21 protein-coding genes are annotated in these 20,314 nt (G+C 42.7%); 19 read left to right on the top strand and 2 right to left on the bottom strand.

What is annotated here, in order from left to right; genetic code table 11:
- Positions 1 to 52: 52 nt before the first annotated feature.
- From WAA20_RS19425 to WAA20_RS19395, 7 genes are all read left to right on the top strand, one after another.
- A complete protein-coding gene (locus tag WAA20_RS19425) occupies positions 53 to 1,195 on the top strand; it encodes a serine hydrolase (RefSeq protein WP_073389277.1) in 1,143 nt (380 codons plus the stop codon).
- A 295-nt stretch (positions 1,196 to 1,490) separates the two neighbouring features.
- Positions 1,491 to 2,051 (top strand): NUDIX hydrolase, encoded by a 561-nt coding sequence (locus WAA20_RS19420; RefSeq protein ID WP_073389279.1) that lies wholly within the window; start codon positions 1,491 to 1,493, stop codon positions 2,049 to 2,051.
- A gap of 83 nt (positions 2,052 to 2,134) precedes the next feature.
- Positions 2,135 to 2,413: a type II toxin-antitoxin system HicB family antitoxin gene (locus tag WAA20_RS19415; protein ID WP_073389280.1), complete on the top strand. Its 279-nt coding sequence runs from the start codon at positions 2,135 to 2,137 to the stop codon at positions 2,411 to 2,413.
- A gap of 121 nt (positions 2,414 to 2,534) precedes the next feature.
- On the top strand, positions 2,535 to 5,036 hold the full coding sequence (locus tag WAA20_RS19410; RefSeq protein ID WP_073389282.1) for a glycoside hydrolase family 3 C-terminal domain-containing protein: 2,502 nt from the start codon (positions 2,535 to 2,537) through the stop codon (positions 5,034 to 5,036).
- 92 nt (positions 5,037 to 5,128) lie between these two features.
- Positions 5,129 to 5,914, top strand: coding sequence for an HD domain-containing protein (locus tag WAA20_RS19405; protein WP_073389283.1), 786 nt, complete (start codon positions 5,129 to 5,131; stop codon positions 5,912 to 5,914).
- 66 nt (positions 5,915 to 5,980) lie between these two features.
- Complete coding sequence (locus tag WAA20_RS19400) at positions 5,981 to 6,550, top strand: RNA polymerase sigma factor (protein WP_242951212.1); 570 nt, start codon at positions 5,981 to 5,983, stop codon at positions 6,548 to 6,550.
- Positions 6,547 to 7,515, top strand: a complete 969-nt coding sequence (locus WAA20_RS19395; protein WP_073389285.1) for an immunoglobulin-like domain-containing protein — start codon at positions 6,547 to 6,549, stop codon at positions 7,513 to 7,515. The genes WAA20_RS19400 and WAA20_RS19395 overlap by 4 nt, the downstream gene beginning before the upstream one ends.
- A 102-nt stretch (positions 7,516 to 7,617) precedes the next feature.
- On the opposite strand, the gene fliB is transcribed toward WAA20_RS19395, so the two are convergent.
- Together fliB and WAA20_RS19385 are read right to left on the bottom strand one after the other, a co-directional pair.
- Complete coding sequence (gene fliB / locus WAA20_RS19390) at positions 7,618 to 8,730, bottom strand: flagellin lysine-N-methylase (RefSeq protein WP_073389286.1); 1,113 nt, start codon at positions 8,728 to 8,730, stop codon at positions 7,618 to 7,620.
- On the bottom strand, positions 8,720 to 8,899 hold the full coding sequence (locus WAA20_RS19385) for a hypothetical protein (RefSeq protein WP_073389288.1): 180 nt from the start codon (positions 8,897 to 8,899) through the stop codon (positions 8,720 to 8,722). Before WAA20_RS19385 ends, fliB begins: the two co-directional genes overlap by 11 nt.
- Before the next feature lie 269 nt (positions 8,900 to 9,168).
- Between WAA20_RS19385 and aspS the strand changes: the two genes are divergently transcribed.
- From aspS to WAA20_RS19325, 12 genes are all read left to right on the top strand, one after another.
- The gene (aspS, locus tag WAA20_RS19380; RefSeq protein ID WP_242951213.1) at positions 9,169 to 10,944 is read left to right on the top strand and encodes an aspartate--tRNA ligase; all 1,776 of its coding nucleotides are present in this window, start codon (positions 9,169 to 9,171) and stop codon (positions 10,942 to 10,944) included.
- A gap of 210 nt (positions 10,945 to 11,154) precedes the next feature.
- Positions 11,155 to 11,427 (top strand): AtpZ/AtpI family protein, encoded by a 273-nt coding sequence (locus WAA20_RS19375; RefSeq protein ID WP_073389291.1) that lies wholly within the window; start codon positions 11,155 to 11,157, stop codon positions 11,425 to 11,427.
- An 84-nt stretch (positions 11,428 to 11,511) separates the two neighbouring features.
- Positions 11,512 to 11,964: an ATP synthase subunit I gene (locus WAA20_RS19370; protein ID WP_073389293.1), complete on the top strand. Its 453-nt coding sequence runs from the start codon at positions 11,512 to 11,514 to the stop codon at positions 11,962 to 11,964.
- Between the two features lie 3 nt (positions 11,965 to 11,967).
- A complete protein-coding gene (locus WAA20_RS19365) occupies positions 11,968 to 12,720 on the top strand; it encodes a F0F1 ATP synthase subunit A (RefSeq protein WP_073389294.1) in 753 nt (250 codons plus the stop codon).
- A gap of 59 nt (positions 12,721 to 12,779) precedes the next feature.
- Entirely contained in the window at positions 12,780 to 13,055 is a 276-nt protein-coding gene (gene atpE / locus WAA20_RS19360; protein ID WP_073389296.1) for an ATP synthase F0 subunit C, read from the top strand.
- A 45-nt stretch (positions 13,056 to 13,100) separates the two neighbouring features.
- Positions 13,101 to 13,613, top strand: coding sequence for a F0F1 ATP synthase subunit B (gene atpF, locus WAA20_RS19355; RefSeq protein WP_073389298.1), 513 nt, complete (start codon positions 13,101 to 13,103; stop codon positions 13,611 to 13,613).
- A complete protein-coding gene (atpH, locus tag WAA20_RS19350; protein ID WP_242951214.1) occupies positions 13,610 to 14,152 on the top strand; it encodes an ATP synthase F1 subunit delta in 543 nt (180 codons plus the stop codon). The genes atpF and atpH overlap by 4 nt, the downstream gene beginning before the upstream one ends.
- A 50-nt stretch (positions 14,153 to 14,202) precedes the next feature.
- Complete coding sequence (atpA, locus tag WAA20_RS19345; protein ID WP_073389299.1) at positions 14,203 to 15,723, top strand: F0F1 ATP synthase subunit alpha; 1,521 nt, start codon at positions 14,203 to 14,205, stop codon at positions 15,721 to 15,723.
- A gap of 18 nt (positions 15,724 to 15,741) precedes the next feature.
- Positions 15,742 to 16,581 carry an ATP synthase F1 subunit gamma gene (gene atpG, locus WAA20_RS19340; protein WP_073389301.1) on the top strand — a complete coding sequence of 280 codons (840 nt, stop codon included), beginning with the start codon at positions 15,742 to 15,744 and terminating at the stop codon, positions 16,579 to 16,581.
- 58 nt (positions 16,582 to 16,639) lie between these two features.
- Positions 16,640 to 18,034, top strand: coding sequence for a F0F1 ATP synthase subunit beta (gene atpD / locus WAA20_RS19335; RefSeq protein ID WP_073389302.1), 1,395 nt, complete (start codon positions 16,640 to 16,642; stop codon positions 18,032 to 18,034).
- 19 nt (positions 18,035 to 18,053) lie between these two features.
- On the top strand, positions 18,054 to 18,467 hold the full coding sequence (gene atpC, locus WAA20_RS19330) for an ATP synthase F1 subunit epsilon (RefSeq protein WP_073389304.1): 414 nt from the start codon (positions 18,054 to 18,056) through the stop codon (positions 18,465 to 18,467).
- A gap of 262 nt (positions 18,468 to 18,729) precedes the next feature.
- A complete protein-coding gene (locus WAA20_RS19325; protein ID WP_073389305.1) occupies positions 18,730 to 20,214 on the top strand; it encodes an L-fucose/L-arabinose isomerase family protein in 1,485 nt (494 codons plus the stop codon).
- Positions 20,215 to 20,314: the final 100 nt, after the last annotated feature.

Here is a 20,314-nt window from a genome sequence, read left to right as displayed (position 1 = left end):
ACGGGTAAGTACTTTTTCACGATAGAATTATTAACCGGAGGGTAAGTGATCCATGAATATAAGAAAGCTTACAAGGCTTGATGATTATATGCAAAAGCGCGCAGGAAGCATTCCTGGCGCTACTATTTTAATAGAGCACAATGGCAAAAGAGTATATGAAAACAATTTTGGCATGGACAGAAAAGACAGTATCTACCGCATCATGTCCATGACTAAGCCTATTACAGCTCTTGCTGCAATGATCCTCTATGAAAGAGGAGAACTTGACCTTATGGAAGAAGTGGGAAAATATCTTCCTGCATTTTCAGATATAAAGGTTGCGTCTTTAGGAGGATTTAAGGCACCTATACGACCTATACTAATAAGAGACCTTCTTAGCATGACCTCCGGAATAGTACTTCCGGGTGACTACGGCGAAGCAGGTCAGTCCATGAGTCAGGCTTATAGGCAGGCCCGTGTTCAGAGAAGATCCGGAATCCTTAAAAATAATGTTGATATTGCATCCAAGTTTGCAGATTCAGTTCTTATGTTTGATCCAGGAACATCTTTTCACTACGGACTTAGTGCAGACGTTCTTGCAGCTATAATCGAGATCATTTCAGGAATGAAGTTCTCTGAGTTTTTGAAAAAAGAGGTCTTTGCTCCTCTTAATATGTCAGAAACGGACTTCATGATAGATGGTGATAAAGCTTTCAGACAGGCTGTCATGATGGGAAGACCTGATAGCAAAGGAAAGGTATCAAGAGCAGATGCTAATACTCTTGCAAGATTCGAGATGGAGGCTCCATTTGAAAATCCCTGGTATGAGTCAGGCGGAATAGGCCTTTATTCTACAGTTGAAGACTATGTACACTTCTGCCAGATGCTTCTTAATAAGGGGGCATTCCATGGTAAGGAGCTTATCGGAAGAAGAACTTTTAAGTTCATGACAACTAATCATCTGACAGATGAGCAGCTTAAGGAATTCGGAAGAGAAGGCTATGGATACGGATGCTATTACAATATCCTTATGGATCCGGTAAGAGCTGCATCTAACGGAGCTGAGGGCTCTATCGAAGTCACAGGCGAAGCCGGCACCTACTTCTGCGTTGACCCTGAAGAAGATCTTATAATCATGTACATGTCCCAAATGGACGGCGGCGCAGATCCAGCCTTCATCAGAGGGCTTCGCCAGATCGTGTATGGGGCGATGTAAAGCAGGATGACCAGTTGTTTTGGGGAGCTTTTAGGTTGTTGGCGGCAGATACCGCTGATATAATCCTCGAGCTACCTTGCCACTCGTCATAGGGGCTTTTGCAGTTCGCAATTTATTATTCGAAAGCGTAAGGTGTTTTTACGAATGGACATACGATGCCCCTGAACATTCCTCGTACGGATGACGCTCGAGGATTATATCAGTGGTATCTGCTGCGAATGCGTTGGCGTCTCCCCAAAATAACTGGGAGTTTAAGCAAGCGCTAGAAAATAGAGTGTTGATAGGATATATAGTTATGAAATTCAAATTGATCAAAAAGCTAGAGCAGGGCAAATTCATTACTCGTTATGACGTGGAATATGAAACTGAAGACAAAGAACAAAAAATATACGAGATCATAAGTCGCAATTCTGAAATAGAGTCAGAAGAAGACTTACATAATATGAAGCCTGATGCAGTAGTTTTAATCATAGAAGACGAGAAGCATGAAAGACTTCTTATAAATAAAGAATTCAGGCTGGCAGTTGATTCATGGGTATATAACTTTCCTGCAGGGCTTATCGATCCGGGTGAAACTGCTGATGAGGCTGCAAAGCGCGAGCTGATGGAAGAAACAGGGCTTGAGCTTATATCCATAGAGGATCATATAGGAAGGTCTTATAGCGCAGTAGGTTTTTCTAATGAAGTTAATGTGTGCGTTGTGGGCACAGCAAAGGGTGAGTTTAAAAAGAGTACATCCAACGTCGAGGAGATAGAGCCAGGGTGGTATACAAAGGAAGAGGTAAGAGAGTTGTTAAAGACACAGCCTTTTGCAGCCAGAACACAGGCGTATGCTTACCTTTGGTCTAGGGAATAAAAACAAAAGTAATTTTTGCCGATACTGTAATGGAAAAGTGAATAAAGCATAACAAAGAATAATAATGAAAGAGGGTATGGGAGATGACATTTATTTATCCGTCAGTTATCAAAGAAGAAAATGGGGTTTTCAAGGGCTTTTTTCCTGACCTTGATAAAGTTACTTTTGAAGGAAATGATATTAATACAGCAATAGACGATGCGCAGGCGGTATTATATGACTTTATCAGAGTAGAACTTACAGAAGAAGATTCACCGCAGCTTCCATCTGTGTCAGACGAATCCGAACTTAATCTTTCAGATGGAGAGTTCGTAAGAAATATCTGTGTTCATTTCAGATATACAGAGGGCTGGGACGAGTAATTACAATTCAAAGTACTTGTAATGAAATAAGATATGAAAAAAGTTCGTTCCGAAAAATGTGCCAAATCAGAAAAAGTTCGTTCCGAAAAATGTAAACTATTGATTTTAATGGAGGCAATTCATGAATAAGTGGAGTAGAATTAACTACCTTCCCAATCTTCCTCTTTATGAGGGAAAAGAGAGGGTTACAGAGAGTGAAGCGCATATAGAGCTTTCTAAGAATGCAGCAAAAGAGGGCATGGTTCTTCTTAAAAATGATGACAAGATCCTTCCGCTTGCACAGGGAAGCAAGGTTGCGTTGTTTGGAAAAGGAACCTTTGACTTTGTTAAAGGTGGCGGCGGATCAGGTGATGTTACTGTGTCATTTATCCACAACATCTATGATGGATTTAAAGCTCTTCCTGACTGCGTATCTGTATATGAAGAAACAGCTTCTTTTTACAAAGAAAATGTTGAGAAGCAGTATAAGGAAGGTAAGGTTCCGGGAATGCTTGAAGAGCCAAAGCTCCCTAAGGATCTTCTTGCAAAAGCAGCTATAGAAGCTGACGTAGCAGTTATCTCAATAAGCCGTTTCTCAGGCGAGGGCTGGGATCGTAAGGTTGCAGGAACTAAGGCGGCTCAGGGGCGTAAAGAAGACTGGGTTAACCCTCTTGTTGAAGAGTCAGAACAGCTTTTTGAAAGAGGCGATTTCTACCTTACTAAGGCAGAAGAAACAATGGTTAAGCAGGTTTCAAAAGCTTTCTCCAAAGTTGTTGTAGTTTTAAATGTTGGCGGCGTTGTTGATGTCAAATGGTTCGCTGATGAGAAGAAGATCCAGGGCGTTCTTATGGCATGGCAGGGCGGTATGGAAGGCGGCCTTGCAGCAGCGGAGCTTCTGTGCGGTATCGGAACACCTTCTGGTAAGCTGGCTGATACATTTGCAAAAGATCTTACAGATTACCCTTCAACAGAAGGCTTCCATGAATCTAATGACTATGTAAACTATACAGAAGATATATATGTAGGATACAGATATTTTGAGACAATTCCGGGAGCAGCTGAAAAGGTTGTATATCCTTTTGGATACGGCCTTTCATATACAACTTTCCAGGTTGTAGATCCGGCTGCAAAGGTTGAGGATATTAATAAGGATAGGGATGGAGCAGAATTTACTTTTACATTCGAAGAAGATCCTGACAATGTAGAGCTTAAACCTTCAGATGTTAAGAAGGCATATATCACAGCGTCTGCCCGTGTACGAAATTCAGGCAAGTTCCCAGGACGTGAAGTAATACAGGTTTACTTCTGTCCTCCTCAGGGTAAGCTTGGTAAGCCGGCAAAGGTTCTTGCAGGTTACCAGAAAACAAGACTTCTTGCTCCTGGCGAATCACAGCTTGTTAAGATAACATTCCCTGTAACTCAAATGGCATCTTATGATGATGAGGGTAAGGTGGCTAAGTCTGCTTATGTACTTGAAGAAGGCGAGTATGGTATTTTCCTTGGAACATCTTCAAGAAATCTTATCTGCGTAAGTGAAGTTACTCTTTCAAAAGATACTGTTGTTGAGCAGCTCACAGAGCGTCTTGCACCTGTATCTCTTCCCAAGAGACTTCTTGCAAACGGTAAGTATGAAAAGCTTAAGATGGGAAAAGCAAGAGATATCAATGCAACAAAGCTTCCTGAAAATCCTGACAAGAATATGGGCTTTATGCCGCAGGTGCGTCACGTTGATCTGATCCCTATGTGGGCTGAAAGAGATAAGCATCAGCTTATAGAGGTTGCAGAAGGTAAGATCACTCTTGATGAATTCATTAAGCAGTTTTCTGACGAGGATCTTGCAGAACTTCTTGGTGGTCAGCCTAATACTGGTGTTGCCAATACATTTGGATTTGGTAACTTCCCTGAATATGGAGTTCCGAATGCCATGACAGCTGATGGCCCTGCTGGACTTCGAATCCAGCCTGAAGCTCTCGTTCATACAACAGCATTCCCTTGCTCAACACTTCTTGCATGCAGCTGGGATCCTGAGATCGTATATGAAGTTGGTAAGGCAGCAGGTGAAGAGGTTAAGGAAAATAATATTGCAGTATGGCTTACACCTGCTATCAATATTCACAGAAGTCCCCTTTGTGGAAGAAACTTTGAGTACTATTCTGAAGATCCTCTTCTTGCAGGTAAGCAGGCAGCAGCTATGGTTAAGGGCGTACAGTCCAACCGTATAGGTGTATCTGTTAAGCACTTTGCTCTTAACAACAAAGAGACAAATAGAAACGAGAGTGATTCCCGTGCATCCGAAAGAGCTATCCGTGAGATCTACTTAAAGCCTTTCGAGATCGTGGTAAAAGAGTCTGATCCATGGACAGTAATGTCTTCCTATAACGCGATCAACGGCGTGCGTGCATCAGAAAACCACGAGCTTCTTACAGATATCCTTCGAGACGAGTGGGGCTTCAAGGGTATGGTAACTACCGACTGGTGGGGACATGGCGAGCACTACAAAGAAGTTGCAGCAGGTAATGATATAAAGATGGCTAACGGATTCCCGAAACGTATTCTTGATGCCAAGAAGAAAAAGCTTCTTACAAGACAGGAGATGGAAATCTGTGGAAAGCGTATCTTAGAGCTTATCCTTAAGCTTGATTGATATAAATCAATGCATTAAAATCAAATAATGAAGTTTAAAAAGCACCGGTTGGAAACTTCCGGTGCTTTGTTTTTTAGAAAAAGAGGCTAGTGATGAAAATAGATAAAGAACACGTGAAAAGTGTATTCGCAGGCTATGTGGCAGATTATGATATTACGGATACCAAGGTAAAACTTAAGGTTGAGCATACATACAGAGTAGCAGACCTTTGCGAGATGATTGCAAAAAGTTTAAAGCTAAGTGATGAAGATGTTGACCTTGCCTGGCTTCTTGGAATGTTCCATGATGTCGGAAGATTTGAACAGTTAAGACGCTATAACACCTTTGAAGATTCCGTATCTGTAAATCATGCCGCACTCAGCGCAGACATCCTTTTTGTAGATGGTCATGTTCGCGATTATATCGAAGACGATACTGAAGATAAGCTTATGGAAAAAGCCATAAGGCTTCATAACGTATATGAACTACCCAAGGCCTTAACAGAAAGAGAACTTATGTATTCTCAGATACTGAGGGATGCAGACAAGATTGACATTCTCAAAGTTAACTGCGACTTCCCGATGGATGAGATCTACAATATGCCTATGGAGGCTTTTTATACAGATGATATAAGCCCAAAAGTTCTTGAAGATTCTCTAAATCATCTTAATGTAAACAGGTCTCATACAGTTACATCAATAGACCACCTTGTAGGACATATATCACTTGTATACGGACTCGTATATCCCGCCAGCGTCGCAGAAGCGATGAGACAAGGTTTCATCGAACAGATGCTATCATTTGAAAGTCGTAACCCACAAGCGCAGGAAGCCATGCAGAAGATCAGGGATTGCGTTCATAAGTACATGGATGAGAGAGTGAAGGAAATCCAAAAATAACGAAGAAAAAGTGTGACGAAATATCTTTTTTATCCGTCAATATAAGTAGAGGGGACACAGTATCTTATGGGATATCTTATGGAAGACAGTACGATCATAGAGTTGTACTTTGATAGAAACGAGGATGCTATAGTACAGACCAAAAACAAATATGGAAGGATGCTAAGCAGTATCTCCATGCGCATTCTTCACAGCCTTGAAGATGCGGATGAGTGTGAGAATGATACTTACCTTAAGACATGGAATGTTATTCCTCCGCAGAGGCCTGATATTTTTTCTGCCTTTCTGTCAAGGATCGTAAGAAACCTGTCCCTGGACCGCTACGATATGATGCATGCGGATAAGAGAGGTAATGCACAGGTGGGAGTACTACTTGATGAACTTGCAGAAGTAATTGCAGATGATAAGGCTGGGGATAGCGACAGCGCGCGTGAACTTAGTGAGATCCTTAACCGTTTTTTGTCTGAGCAAAAAGAGCTTACCCGTAAGATGTTCATAAGAAGATACTATTTTGGCTATAGCGTTGCTGAGATAGCTGAAAAGTATGACCTTACAGAGAGTAATGTCAAAATGACCCTGCTTCGTGTCCGCAATAAACTAAAGGATTATCTTGAGAAAGAAGGTGTCACTGTATGAAAAGAGATAATAAAGATCTGCTGCGTGCAATGAGTGACATTGATGACAAGTTTATACAGGAAGTTCTTAATGAAGACCTTGATGATGAGTCTATTCAGAAGACTTTAAATGAAAACTTTGATGACAAGCATATTCAGGATGCACTGGATGCTTTAACAAAGGAAGAAACAGGTAAGGTTGTAGATATAAATGCCTCAAAACGCAGGAGAAGAAAAGCTATATGGAGCGTGGTTGCCGTGGCAGCAGCATGCTTCCTTGGATTAACAGCTATCAATGTTCTTGATATAGGTGTTAAGACATCGCATGAGACAGCTTCTACTGATTCTGCAGCACCGGCTGGAGGAGATGGAGCAGCAGTTCCGCAGTCAGTTGATTCAGCTCCAAAATCTGAAGAGTCAAGTGAGTCAGCGGATGATAGCGTGGAGATGGCACCAATACATGAAGGTGACGCAGCTGTGAATAGTGCGCAAACTGGCGGAGCAGAAAGTGCTCAGGAGAGTGCAGAACCTGCTGAAGACGCTGCAAGTATAGACGAGCAGGCACAGGCCGGTGAAGAAGCGGAATCAGATAACGATATAAAGGATGCAGAAAGTGAAATCTATGAAGCAAAGATCCCTGAACTGGGACTGACACTTAAAGTAAATGATCCGACTGCGACAGGAGCAACACTTGTATGGAAGCAAAAGGGCGGAAATGCTACCGGCAGTTTAGAGTTTTCTAAAGCGTATAGGATCGAAAGATTCGACGGTACAAAGTGGACTTTAGTTGATATAGATGATGATGTGGCATTCGAAGATATAGCTATGAATATAGAAGAAGACGGTACCACAGAATATGAACTCGACTGGAGTAGTGTATACGGAGAACTTCCTTCAGGCACATACAGAATCGTAATGACAGTTAACGATTACAGAGGTGCTGGAGACTACGATACATATACAATAACTGCAGAATTTGATCTTTAATTATAAGAAACACCTAAAACATGTTGTATCAGTAATTTGGTACATGTTTTAGGTGTTTTTGGATTCCAGAAAACCTTTAGCCGCGCGGTACTTTTTGCGAAGTTAATCATTTTTGTTCATGAGCACAAGCGCGTTATGAGAAAAGGGCGTAAAATCTGCCATTCTGAAGTAATACATACACAGGTCTACAAAATCGTCCCTACTGGAAATGTTATCTACATTAGAGTAAAGGAGCATCTGCAAAAAGCGAACCTCACATTCAAGAAGTTGTCCTGCCTGTGAAAGAGTCATATCCTTCTCTGAAAAAGGAAACTGGGTATAGAAGATATCATTAATGAACATCTTACATATCCAGGTATCAAGTTCCGGGAAAGTGGAGTAGAGTTTATCTCTATTAGCTTTTAATGTATCTAACGGATCATCGCTTTCTGCAACTTGTAAAAATGCGTCGCAGTAATCAGCCATCGTATAGTACTGATCTTTGACGAATTCTGCTATCTTTACAAATGTACAGATATTAATGGATTTAAAAAAGGAGTTCGCTACGTTTTCATGATCAGAAAAATGCTGATCAGTATCGTTCTCTACCGTTGCATAGTTTTGGTAATCTTGAGAATCCTGGCTTTCAAGAAAGGCTCTTATATCAGCAATCTTTTTATCTATATCAATATCTTTATTTTGAAGAATCTCAAAGAGGTAATTCTGTATTTTTTCCAGTTCATCTTTTGTAACAGATTCAGATTTTACTTCTTCTCCTGCCAGATCAAAGGAATATTCACCTGAAGTTGTGGATATATTCTCTTTAGAATCCATCAGCATCTCGATCGTTTTTTCGCATCCGCAGGAGCATGCTACTCTTGGCGAAATATTAAGACGAGGGCTTCTTGGGAAATATCTGCAGGCATAAGTCATCACATCCTCACCGCACTCATACTGAAGGCGGCAAAATCCGTTATCCATAAGCATACGACAATTGCCAAAAAAGTCATGGCAAAGCTCTGCATATTTGTATGGATCGGGATTGGAAAGAGGTTTGATGGCAAGATCAAGTCCCTGTCTTAGCTCATCAGAGCATGACAAACCGACCAGCTTGAAATATTCCTGCTGGGACATATTGATAGTAAGACCGTTGCAGCATGTATGGCGGCAATCAGGTCCTTTGCATGAAAAACTGGGATAATAATCCGGACTAAGAAAAGTATCTTTAATTGTCATAGGATGACCCGGATTCTGAGGCTACGGATTCAGATATTACAAAAGTCGCACTGTCGCTCTGTGCAGCTTTTGTTGTGGATATTGCATTATTACATCCGGTCGCGAACAGCGAAAGTGCTGCTGTGAGCAAAATTATTACGATCATACATAAATATTTCATGTTTGACATATAAAACCGAAACCTCAAAGAACTATTACAAAATATTACAAAGTTGTTTACATGTGATTATATTATAATCCTCTTTTTTGAATTTGCAACAAAAATTAAGCAGAAATTTTGTACAAATTTTATGGGCCAAGAAGACCTGTTTTGACGCAAAATTCGCTAATATAGCGAGGCATTGAAATGATTATTTTTTTCTGATATTATAGATGAGCGTTTTAACGCTTAAAAGTTAGTTGTTGATACCAGATATCTGGTAGATGGAGGTAATAAAGATGCAGTCCCGTACTCATACATGCGGAGAATTAAGACTGTCAGACGCAGGCAAGAAGGTTAAGCTGTGCGGATGGCTTGAGAATTTCAGAGAAGTAGGAGCCGAGCTTGGATTCGTTGTAATCCGTGACTTCTATGGTACAACACAGGTTGTAGCTGAGAATGCTGATATGGTTAAGCAGTTCAAGGCAATCACTAAGGAATCAACTATTTCTGTAGAAGGTGTAGTAAGAGAGCGTAGCTCTAAGAACCCTAAGCAGGAGACTGGTGATATTGAGGTCGTTCCTGAAAAGGTAGAGATCCTTGGACGCTGCCGCTATAGCGAGCTTCCTTTTGAGATCAATCACAGCCGCGAAGCAGACGAGACAGCAAGGCTTAAATATAGATATCTTGACCTCAGAAACCCTGAAGTTAAGAAGAATATCATCTTAAGATCACAGATCATTGCAGCACTTAGAAGCTCAATGCTTGATCATGGATTTATGGAGATCACAACTCCTATCCTTACAGCATCATCACCTGAAGGCGCAAGAGACTATCTTGTACCTGCTCGTAAGCATCCGGGTAAGTTCTATGCACTTCCTCAGGCTCCTCAGCAGTTCAAGCAGCTTCTCATGGTTTCAGGTATTGACCGTTACTTCCAGATTGCTCCTTGCTTCCGTGATGAGGATGCAAGAGGTGACAGATCACCGGGAGAATTCTACCAGCTTGATATGGAGATGGCATTTGCATCTCAGGAAGACGTATTTGCAGTAATCGAGGATGTTCTTCCTCCTATCTTTGCCAAGTACGGTACATATAACAGAGCATCAGGTGCTCCTTTTGTAAGAATTCCTTATCTTGAAGCTTTAGAGAAATACGGAACAGATAAACCTGATCTTCGTATCGATCTTACAGTTTCAGATGTTACAGATCTTCTTCGTACACCTGATTTCGCTCCATTTGCTGATGGCGTTATCAAGGCTGTTGTTATTTCTGACTTCCATGAAAGCCGTAAGTTCATCGACAAGACAATGGAAGCTGTAGAAGTTCAGTCAGGTAACAAGGGTTACTGGTTCAGAGTAGATGAAAATGGCGAGCTTGTTGGTGGTATCTCCAAGTTCGTAGCTCCTAAGAAGGATGAAGTTGTTAAGGCACTTTCACTTGAGTCTAACACACTTGTAGTTCTTTCTGCAGGAGATAAGGGCGCAGCAGTTAAGACTGCAGGTGTTCTTGTTAAGACATTTGGTGCAGCTGTTCCTGGTCACATGGACAAAGAGCAGTACGCATTCTGCTGGATAGTTGACTTCCCTATGTACGAGATCGGTGAAGAGTCTGGCGAACTTGAGTTCTGCCACAATCCTTTCTCAATGCCTTCAGGTGGTCTTGATATCCTTCTTAAGGCAGAAAAAGGTGAGGTTGATCCTCTTACAATCATGGCAGATCAGTACGACCTTGTTGTTAACGGCGTAGAGCTTTCATCAGGTGCTGTTCGTAACCACGATCCTGAGATCATGATCAAGGCATTCGAACTTGTAAGACTTGGTGAAGAGGACGTTAAGAAGAAGTTCCCTGCTATGTACAACGCATTCTGCTATGGCGCACCGCCACACGCAGGTATCGCTCCTGGAGTAGACCGTATGATAATGCTTCTTGCAGCAGAAGAGTCTATCAGAGAGATCATTCCGTTCCCTATGAACAAGAATGCTCAGGATGTAATGATGGGAGCACCCAGCTTTGTAACAGACAAGCAGCTTGAAGAGCTTCACATCAAGACTACAGCTACAGAAGAAGAGTAAACTTAATAAATATATAAGTATATTGACGGTCATCCTGATAATTTCAGGGTGGCCGTTTTCTCATATACAATTAACTCATAAAGATTGATTTTGTAGAAAAAAATAGATAATGTTCCCAGTATTTTCTGACAATCTTGCACATAAATTCCACACTATGGTAAAATATCTGTGAACGTGCGTGATTTTATATTTTTGATATGAAAGGTATATATGCAGGACTGGTCTAATGCATTTAAATATCTCGTATATGTTGGACAGCTGGGGCTTGATCTGATAATGCCCGTGCTTTTATGTCTTGCAGGCAGCTGGTACCTTAACACACATTTTGGTTTTGGAATGTGGATTTATTTTGTTGGGCTTTTTTTAGGCCTTGGCGCAGGTTTTATGACGTTCTGGAAATTCTACACCAAGACTGTTATGAAAGGTCAGAAGAGACCGGACAAAAACAAACCAAAAAGTCATTCTTTTTCCAAACATTACTAAAATGGGCTTTTTAGCCGAAAATATATAATGTGGACACTTACTTTAGACAGATTCAAGAGGACATTTTAAGGGGAGGGAAGTTTCATGCATTTAGATGATGATATCAAAGGACTTGTAAAGGGCGTTTACGTTGGTTGCGGGATTTTGTGCGTCATTGAGATTGTGGTCGGTTTTCTTATTTCTTTAACTGGCCTCTATTCGTTTGATGCAACTATTATTATCGGTGCAGTAGGCGGTACTCTTATTGGAATGATCTGCTTTATCTGGATGGCAGTTTCTCTCCAAAGATCGCTTGACGCGGCACAGAACGGAGGTGCAGAAGTAAGAAGAGGCGTACAAAAAGGCTACACCCAGAGAATGGGCCTTCAGGGCTTATGGATAGTAGCTGCTGTTTTTGTGCCGTTTATTAATGTAATAAGCGCTCTCGTGCCGCTTCTTTTCCCAAAACTTGCTATCTTTTTATTGCAAATAACCGGTAAGCTGAATCTCACACAGAATGTAGATTCTACGGCCGGAGTAAAAGGAGGTGAATCCTGATTTATGGACATTAATCTTCATGGCGCGAGGATCTATACGATAATAGAAGACTCGCCGATTGGGGAAATCCACATCACGCAGACAATGATCATGGGCTGGATAGTTCTGATCGTACTGTCGTTTCTTTGCTGGATACTTGGAAGAAATCTGAAAGTAACAGGCATAAGTAAGAGACAGGCGATAGCAGAGTGGATAGTCGAGCTGCTCAATAACTTCGTAAGAGGTAATATGGGTGACAAATTCGACTATTACATTCCTTTCATTGGAGCTCTGTTTGGAACAGCTATCATCAGTAACATGATAAGCCTTGTCGGTGGATGCTGGAGTCCGACTGCTGACCTGGCAACAGAGGCCGGATGGGCTATCATTGTATTGATACTCATTACCAAGCATAAGATTAAGGCTAATGGAATCGGTGGATATCTTAAGGGATATCTGGATCCAATGCCGGTTATGCTTCCAATGAATATCATCAGTGAATTCTCCACACCTATCTCTATGGCTTGCCGTCACTTCGGCAACATACTTTCTGGTATGGTTATCGGAACCCTGATCTATTCAGCACTGGGACTTGCCAGTGCCGCGCTGCTGGGATTTATCCCTGTAGTTGGAGATTGGCTCGCAGATCATATTCCGATTCTTGAGATCGGTTTACCTGCAGTCACATCACTTTACTTTGACTGGTTCAGTGGATTGATCCAGCCGTTTATCTTCTGTACACTGACATGTATTTTCATTAAACAGGCATCAGAATAAATTAATGAAGCCTAAAAACGCGATTAAGCAGCAACAATAATTCTTAGGAGGAATTAAATATGGATTTAACAGTATTAGCAAAAGGTATCGCACTTGCAGGATGTGGCATTGGCGCCGGACTTGCTCTTATAGCAGGTATAGGTCCTGGTATTGGTGAAGGTAATGCGGCAGCAGCAGCAGTTTCTTCTATCGCTCGTCAGCCGGAAGCTTCCGGTGAGATCAGATCAACACTTATCCTCGGTGTCGCTCTTTCAGAGACAACAGGTATTTACGGTTTCGTTACCGGTCTTCTTCTGATCTTCGTAGCACCAGGTCTTTTCCTTTCAAACCTTTAATAGAGGCAGGAGCGAGGATACTTAAACTCAGAAAAGGAGAATACCATGGAAGCAACATATAATTTATTGGTTTCGCTGGACTGGCAGACGATTGTTGTTCAGCTGATCAACCTGGGTATTCAGATTCTTTTGTTCAAAAAGTTCCTGTACAAACCTGTAATGGACATCCTGGCTAAGCGCCAGGGGCTTGTAGATCAGCCTCTCAAGGAAGCTGAGGAAGCTAAGGCCAAAGCGCTTGATCTTAAAGAGCAGTACGAGACAAGCCTTTCAAGGGCCAACGATGAAGCGGATCGTATCGTTAAGGAAGCTACAAGTACTGCAACCAAGAGAAGTGAAAAGATCGTTGCAGATGCCCAGTCAGAGGCAGCCTCTATCAAGAGACAGGCAGAGAACGATATTGAACAGCAGAAAAAGCGTGCGATAAATGATGCCAAGGATGAGATCGGTTCTATGGCTATGAGCATCGCGTCAAAGGTTATCGGCCGCGAAATCAACGAAAAGGATCATGAGAACCTAGTTGACGAATTCATTCAGAATGTTGGAGATACGTCTATATGATGACCGAAACAGCCAAGAAATATGGTGGAAGCTTATATGAGCTTGCTTCGGAAGAGAATCAGACGGATCTGGTTTTGGATCAGCTTGGAACTGTGCTTTCTCTTATGAAAGAGAATCCCCAGTACGTAAAGCTCCTTTCAGAACCCAGTATCAGTAAGGATGACAGAATTAAGCTCCTGGACGAAGCGTTTGGAGCTGACATGTGGCCTTATCTTCTGAATTTCTTGAAACTCATGTGTGAAAAAGGATATATGGCTGAAGTTAAGGGATGCGCAAAAGAATACCGCAGACTTTATAACGAAGCCCATGGCATTGTAGAAGCTACCGTAACAAGTGCTGTTGCACTTACGGATGCTCAGAAGAATGCTTTGCACGATAAGCTTGAGAGAATGAAAGGCAAGAAGGTCGATATGACCTGCTATGTCAATCCCGCACTTATCGGCGGTATCCGTCTCGACATGGATGGCAAGCGGTATGATGGCACAGCCAAAGAGCGTATTGATGCTCTTAATTCCATCATCAAAGATACAGTTGTATAACCCTGTAAGGGTAAGTACGCGCAGTATGCGCAGGAATAAGAGGATGAGAAATGGCGCTGAAACCTGAAGAAATTAGTCAGATAATTAAAAGCCAGATTAAGCATTATTCCGCCGCTATCGAACAGGCAGAGACCGGTACGGTTATTCTGGTCGGTGACGGTATCGCACGTGCCAGCGGAATGGAAAAATGTATGGCCGGAGAACTTGTTGAATTCTCAAACGGTACTTACGGCATGGCACAGAATCTGGAAGATAACAGCATTTCAATCGTCCTTCTGGGTTCCGACGTAGGAATTAAAGAAGGCGATATTGTAAAGCGTACAGGAAGAGTTGTATCTGTTCCTGTAGGCGATGAAGTACTTGGACGTGTAGTTAATGCCCTTGGTCAGCCAATAGATGGCAAGGGTGATATTAAGCCTGTACGCTTCGATCCAATCGAGCATACAGCACCTGGAATCATTGAACGTCAGCCTGTTAAGGAGCCACTCCAGACAGGTATCAAAGCAATCGATTCAATGATCCCGATCGGCCGTGGACAGCGTGAGCTTATCATAGGCGACCGTCAGACAGGTAAGACTGTCATTGCTACAGATACCATCATTAACCAGAAGGGTAAAGATGTTGTCTGTATCTATGTAGCCATTGGCCAGAAGAATTCCACAGTTGCCAACCTTGTTGCAAACCTTGAAGCAGCAGGCGCTATGGAATATACAGTAGTTGTTGCAGCTACGGCTTCAGAAGGTGCACCACTTCAGTACATTGCACCATATGCCGGAGCTACTATCGGTGAGTATTTCATGAATAACGGCAAGCATGCTCTCATCATTTATGATGATCTTTCCAAGCATGCTGTTGCTTATCGTGAATTGTCACTCCTTATCAGACGTCCACCAGGACGTGAAGCTTATCCTGGAGACGTATTCTATCTGCATTCACGTCTTCTTGAAAGAGCAGCTAAGCTTTCTGATGCTAATGGCGGCGGATCTCTTACAGCTCTTCCTATCATTGAGACACAGGCAGGTGATGTATCAGCATACATTCCTACCAACGTTATCTCTATCACAGACGGACAGATATTCCTTGAGACAGAGCTTTTCCACGAAGGTGTACGCCCTGCGGTTAACCCAGGTATCTCCGTATCCCGTGTAGGTGGTAATGCTCAGGTTAAGGCCATGAAGAAGGTTGCCGGAACACTTAAGCTTTTGTATTCACAGTACAGAGAGCTTCAGTCTTTCGCACAGTTCGGATCTGACCTTGATGAAGATACCAAGTCTCGTCTTGATAAGGGTGCAAGAATTGTGGAAGTTCTCAAACAGAACAGGGGAACACCTATTCCTGTTGAGAAGCAGGTTGCAATTCTTTATGCCGTTAACAATGACTACCTTAAGGAAGTTGATACTACTCAGGTAGCAGAATATGAGTCCGGACTCTATGATTTCCTTGATGCAAATGAAGGCGGTAAGGCCGTTATGGACAAGATCGCTGCAACAGGCGCATGGGATGATGAGATCGAAGGTGCTCTTAAGAATTCACTTTCTGAGTATACAAAACGGTTCACAAAGAATGCTTAAGCGGAAAGGAGAACTGACATGGCTTCGATGAAAAGCATCAAGCTCCGCATAAAATCAGTGCAGAGCACCATGCAGATTACCAGAGCTATGAAGCTGGTAGCTTCTTCCAGACTCCGCAAGGCCCAGGAACGTGTTGAGAATTGCCGTCCATATCACGAAGTTTTAGCCAAGACACTTAATGATATAGCTAATTCCAATTCTGATTTCGATTCTGCTTATCTTAAGAAAAGAGAGATCAAGAAAAGACTCTATATCGTCTTTGGCGGAGACCGAGGACTTGCAGGCGGTTACAATGCAAACATGTTCAGGATGATCGAGCAGGAAACCAAAGGTAAGGAATGTGCATTCCTTCCTGTTGGAAAAAAGGCATTGGAATATTTCCGCAAAAGAAACAGAGAGATCATATCCGATGCTTTCCCGCTGGTAGGTGAAGTATCTGTCAGTGACTGCTTCGAAATGTCGAGACTTGTATGCCAGGGATATAAAAATGGCGAGTACGACGAGATCCATGTGGCCGGAACAGTCTTCAAATCGGTTCTTTCACAGGTTCCTACAACCTGGCAGCTGCTTCCGTTTACACCGGATCCGCCGTCAGAAGAGGGACGCGAAGTGATCATGTATGAGCCGAGCTCTGAAGAGACATTCAATGCGATAATACCGGAATACATTGCAGGTATCATCTTCAGCGTAATGTGTGAAAGTGCAGCATCCGAACAGGGCGCACGCCGCATGGCAATGGAGAATGCTACCAACAATGCTGCCGACATGATCGACAATCTCAGTCTGTACTACAACCGTGCAAGACAGGCTGCTATCACGCAGGAGATCACTGAGATCGTATCGGGAGCTGGTTCATAAGCTATGGAATGAAGCATGTAACTGTAAACATCTTTTTCTAATAAAAAGGAGATAATCATTGGCTACAGAAAATATAGGTACAGTTACCCAGGTAATGGGACCTGTACTGGACATCAAATTTGAAGATGGACAGCTGCCGGATCTGATGAATGCCATTGAGATTGATAATAATGGCACACGTCTGGTAGTAGAAGTTGCCCAGCACATAGGCGACGACAAAGTCCGCTGTATCGCCATGAGCAGTACCGACGGCCTTATGAGAGGAACTCCTGCCAAAGATACCGGAGCACCTATTAAGATGCCCGTTGGCGAAGAGTGCCTTGGTAGGGTATTGAACCTCCTTGGCGAGCCTGTAGATAACAAGGAGCCCATTCAGGCTTCTGACTACTGGCCGATCCACAGAGAGGCTCCTGTGTACGAAGATCAGCAGACATCCAGTGAGATTCTGGAAACAGGTATCAAGGTTGTAGACCTCATCTGCCCTTACCTTAAGGGTGGTAAGATCGGTCTCTTCGGTGGTGCCGGCGTTGGTAAGACGGTTCTTATTCAGGAGCTGATCCACAACGTAGCAACAGAACACGGTGGATACTCAGTATTTACCGGTGTTGGTGAGCGTACTCGTGAAGGTAATGACCTTTATGGTGAAATGAGTGAGTCAGGCGTTATCAACAAGACTGCACTTATCTTTGGTCAGATGGACCAGCCTCCGGGGGCTCGTATGAGAGTAGGTCTTTCAGGACTTACTGTTGCTGAGTATTTCCGTGATGTTAAGAAGCAGGACGTGCTTCTTTTCATCGATAATATCTTCCGTTTCACTCAGGCAGGTTCTGAGGTTTCAGCGCTTCTTGGCCGTATGCCATCAGCCGTTGGTTACCAGCCTACACTTGCTACAGAAATGGGTGAACTTCAGGAACGTATCACATCAACCAAGGACGGATCTATCACATCTGTTCAGGCTGTATATGTACCTGCGGATGACCTTACGGACCCTGCTCCTGCAACAACATTCACACACCTGGATGCAACTACAGTTCTTTCCCGTGAAATAGCTTCACAGGGTATCTATCCTGCAGTTGATCCTTTGGATTCTACAAGCCGTATCCTTACTCCTGAGATCGTAGGTAAGGATCACTATGAAGCAGCCAGAGGTGTTCAGCAGGTTCTTCAGAGATACAGAGAGCTGCAGGATATCATCGCTATCATGGGTATGGATGAACTTTCAGATGAGGATAAGCTCACTGTTAGCCGTGCTCGTAAGGTACAGCGTTTCCTGTCACAGTCATTCAGCGTTGCTGAGCAGTTCACAGGTATTCCAGGTAAGTATGTACCGCTTAAAGAGACAATCAGAGGCTTCAACATGATCCTTAACGGTGAGTGCGATGAGCTTCCTGAGTCAGCATTCCTCTTCTGCGGAACTATTGATGAAGCCTTCGAAAAAGCGAAGAAATCATAAGATGAAGGAGGGATGAGCTATGGCAACTCCGTTTCATCTGCAGATAGCTACTCCTGACGGGAGTAAGCTGGACGGACAGGCTACAAGGATCATCCTCCGTACCATAGATGGTGACGTTTGTGTTATGGCCAAGCATACTAATTATTGCTCTGCACTTGGTATGGGACCTGCAAAGGTTGTACTTGAGGACGGAACAGTAAGAACAGCGGCCTGCATGGGCGGAATGATCAATGTTATGGACGGCGAATGCCGTGTTGTTGCTACAACATGGGAATGGAAAGAGGATATTGATCTTGAGCGTGCTCAGGATGCTAAAAAGCGTGCACAGGAGCGACTTGCGACCAAGGATAAACTTGGCGACAAGGACGTTATGCTTGCAGAAGCAAAGCTGAAGAGAGCGCTTATCAGATCCGATGTAGCGAACAAAAAATAACAAGTTGTATTAATAAAAAGAGCTTAGGAACATGTGAATTTACACAGTTTCTAGGCTCTTTTTTTGTTGAATAGATAGAAAATGAAAAATGAGAAAGAAATAGCAATATTTAAACATTAAAAATTGTAAATGTGTTGTAGAATTAGTATTGTTAAATGCAAATAGTATATCAGTTGTACTATAAAGTTGTATTAAAAATAATATACAACTGGTAATAGTCTCGAGAAAAGTTAAAAGGTAAAAAGAGGTAGGAGGCAAAAAAATGAACAACATTCCAGAAATCAAAATCGGAATCGTAGCAGTAAGCCGTGACTGTTTCCCAGCTAGTCTTGCTGAGAACAGAAGAAAAGCACTTGTAAAGGCTTATGCTGACAAGTATGATGCAAAGGACATTTACGAATGCCCTATCACAATTATTGAGAGCGAAATCGACATGGTTAACGCTCTTGAAGATGTTAAGAAGAACGGATGTGACGCTCTTTGCGTATTCCTTGGAAACTTCGGTCCTGAAATTTCTGAGACACTTCTTGCTAAGCACTTCGAAGGTCCTAAGATGTTCTGCGCAGCAGCAGAAGAGAGCCAGAATGACCTTTTGGATGGCAGAGGAGATGCTTACTGCGGTATGCTCAATGCAAGCTACAACCTTGCACTTAGAAACGTAAAGGCATATATCCCTGAATATCCTGTTGGCGATGCTGAGGATTGCGCTGATATGATCCACGAATTCCTTCCAATCGCTAAGGCTGTATATGCTCTTCAGAACCTTAAGATCATCAGCTTTGGACCTCGTCCAATGAACTTCCTTGCTTGTAACGCTCCTATCAAGCAGCTTTACAACCTTGGTGTTGAGATCGAAGAGAACTCAGAGCTTGACCTTTTCGAAAGCTTTAAGAACCACGCAGGCGATGCTCGTATCCCTGAAGTTGTTGAAGACATGAAGAAGGATCTTGGTTCAGGTAACAAGAAGCCTGAAGTACTTGAGAAGCTTGCTCAGTACGAGCTTACACTTCTTGACTGGATCGAGGCTCACAAGGGTTACAGAAAATTCGTTACTCTTACAACAAAGTGCTGGCCTGCATTCCAGACACAGTTCGGATTCGTTCCTTGCTATGTAAACAGCCGTCTTACAGGAAGAGGAATCCCTGTATCATGTGAGGTTGATATCTACGGAACACTTTCAGAGTTCATCGGAACAGTTATCAGTAACGACGCTGTTACTCTTCTTGATATCAACAACTCTGTACCTAAGGATATGTACAAAGAGTCAATCGAAGGCAAGTTCGATTACAAGTTCACAGATACATTCATGGGTTTCCACTGCGGAAATACATGCACAAGCAAGCTTTCATTCCATGAGATGAGATATCAGAAGATCATGGCTCGTAATCTTCCTATCGAGGTTACAAACGGAACTCTTGAAGGAGATATCGTTCCTGGTGAGATCACATTCTATCGTCTCCAGAGCACAGCTGATTCTAAGCTTCGTGCTTACATCGCTCAGGGTGAAGTACTTCCTGTTGCAACTAAGTCATTTGGTTCAATCGGTGTATTCGCTATCAAGGAGATGGGCAGATTCTACAGACACGTACTTATCGAGAAGAACTTCCCTCACCACGGTGCTGTTGCATTCGGTAACTGGGGCAAGCAGCTCTTCGAGGTATTCAAGTACATCGGTGTACCTGTAGAAGAGATTGGTTACAATCAGCCTGCAGAAGTTAAATATCCTACAGAGAATCCTTGGGCATAATTATTACCAAAGAGATCTGACTGAATAAGGGTATTTAATATCTATATTTGAAAGATCATAGGTCGGCGTACTATTTTGTACGCCGACCTTTTTTGTGCAA

The sequence above is a fragment of the Butyrivibrio fibrisolvens genome, from assembly GCF_037113525.1.
In the GTDB taxonomy this organism is placed as follows: Bacteria; Bacillota; Clostridia; order Lachnospirales; family Lachnospiraceae; genus Butyrivibrio; species Butyrivibrio fibrisolvens.
The sequence above is the reverse complement of the archived record's forward strand: the minus strand, read 5'-3'. Positions and strand labels throughout refer to the sequence as shown.

What these genes read in the sequence shown, in the direction of transcription:
- WAA20_RS19425 (WP_073389277.1), top strand. Translation starts at nt 53, where the DNA reads ATGAATATAAGAAAGCTTACAAGGCTTGATGATTATATGCAAAAGCGC.
- WAA20_RS19420 (WP_073389279.1), top strand. Translation starts at nt 1,491, where the DNA reads ATGAAATTCAAATTGATCAAAAAGCTAGAGCAGGGCAAATTCATTACT.
- WAA20_RS19415 (WP_073389280.1), top strand. Translation starts at nt 2,135, where the DNA reads ATGACATTTATTTATCCGTCAGTTATCAAAGAAGAAAATGGGGTTTTC.
- WAA20_RS19410 (WP_073389282.1), top strand. Translation starts at nt 2,535, where the DNA reads ATGAATAAGTGGAGTAGAATTAACTACCTTCCCAATCTTCCTCTTTAT.
- WAA20_RS19405 (WP_073389283.1), top strand. Translation starts at nt 5,129, where the DNA reads ATGAAAATAGATAAAGAACACGTGAAAAGTGTATTCGCAGGCTATGTG.
- WAA20_RS19400 (WP_242951212.1), top strand. Translation starts at nt 5,981, where the DNA reads ATGGGATATCTTATGGAAGACAGTACGATCATAGAGTTGTACTTTGAT.
- WAA20_RS19395 (WP_073389285.1), top strand. Translation starts at nt 6,547, where the DNA reads ATGAAAAGAGATAATAAAGATCTGCTGCGTGCAATGAGTGACATTGAT.
- fliB (WP_073389286.1), bottom strand. Translation starts at nt 8,730, where the DNA reads ATGACAATTAAAGATACTTTTCTTAGTCCGGATTATTATCCCAGTTTT.
- WAA20_RS19385 (WP_073389288.1), bottom strand. Translation starts at nt 8,899, where the DNA reads ATGTCAAACATGAAATATTTATGTATGATCGTAATAATTTTGCTCACA.
- aspS (WP_242951213.1), top strand. Translation starts at nt 9,169, where the DNA reads ATGCAGTCCCGTACTCATACATGCGGAGAATTAAGACTGTCAGACGCA.
- WAA20_RS19375 (WP_073389291.1), top strand. Translation starts at nt 11,155, where the DNA reads ATGCAGGACTGGTCTAATGCATTTAAATATCTCGTATATGTTGGACAG.
- WAA20_RS19370 (WP_073389293.1), top strand. Translation starts at nt 11,512, where the DNA reads ATGCATTTAGATGATGATATCAAAGGACTTGTAAAGGGCGTTTACGTT.
- WAA20_RS19365 (WP_073389294.1), top strand. Translation starts at nt 11,968, where the DNA reads ATGGACATTAATCTTCATGGCGCGAGGATCTATACGATAATAGAAGAC.
- atpE (WP_073389296.1), top strand. Translation starts at nt 12,780, where the DNA reads ATGGATTTAACAGTATTAGCAAAAGGTATCGCACTTGCAGGATGTGGC.
- atpF (WP_073389298.1), top strand. Translation starts at nt 13,101, where the DNA reads ATGGAAGCAACATATAATTTATTGGTTTCGCTGGACTGGCAGACGATT.
- atpH (WP_242951214.1), top strand. Translation starts at nt 13,610, where the DNA reads ATGATGACCGAAACAGCCAAGAAATATGGTGGAAGCTTATATGAGCTT.
- atpA (WP_073389299.1), top strand. Translation starts at nt 14,203, where the DNA reads ATGGCGCTGAAACCTGAAGAAATTAGTCAGATAATTAAAAGCCAGATT.
- atpG (WP_073389301.1), top strand. Translation starts at nt 15,742, where the DNA reads ATGGCTTCGATGAAAAGCATCAAGCTCCGCATAAAATCAGTGCAGAGC.
- atpC (WP_073389304.1), top strand. Translation starts at nt 18,054, where the DNA reads ATGGCAACTCCGTTTCATCTGCAGATAGCTACTCCTGACGGGAGTAAG.
- WAA20_RS19325 (WP_073389305.1), top strand. Translation starts at nt 18,730, where the DNA reads ATGAACAACATTCCAGAAATCAAAATCGGAATCGTAGCAGTAAGCCGT.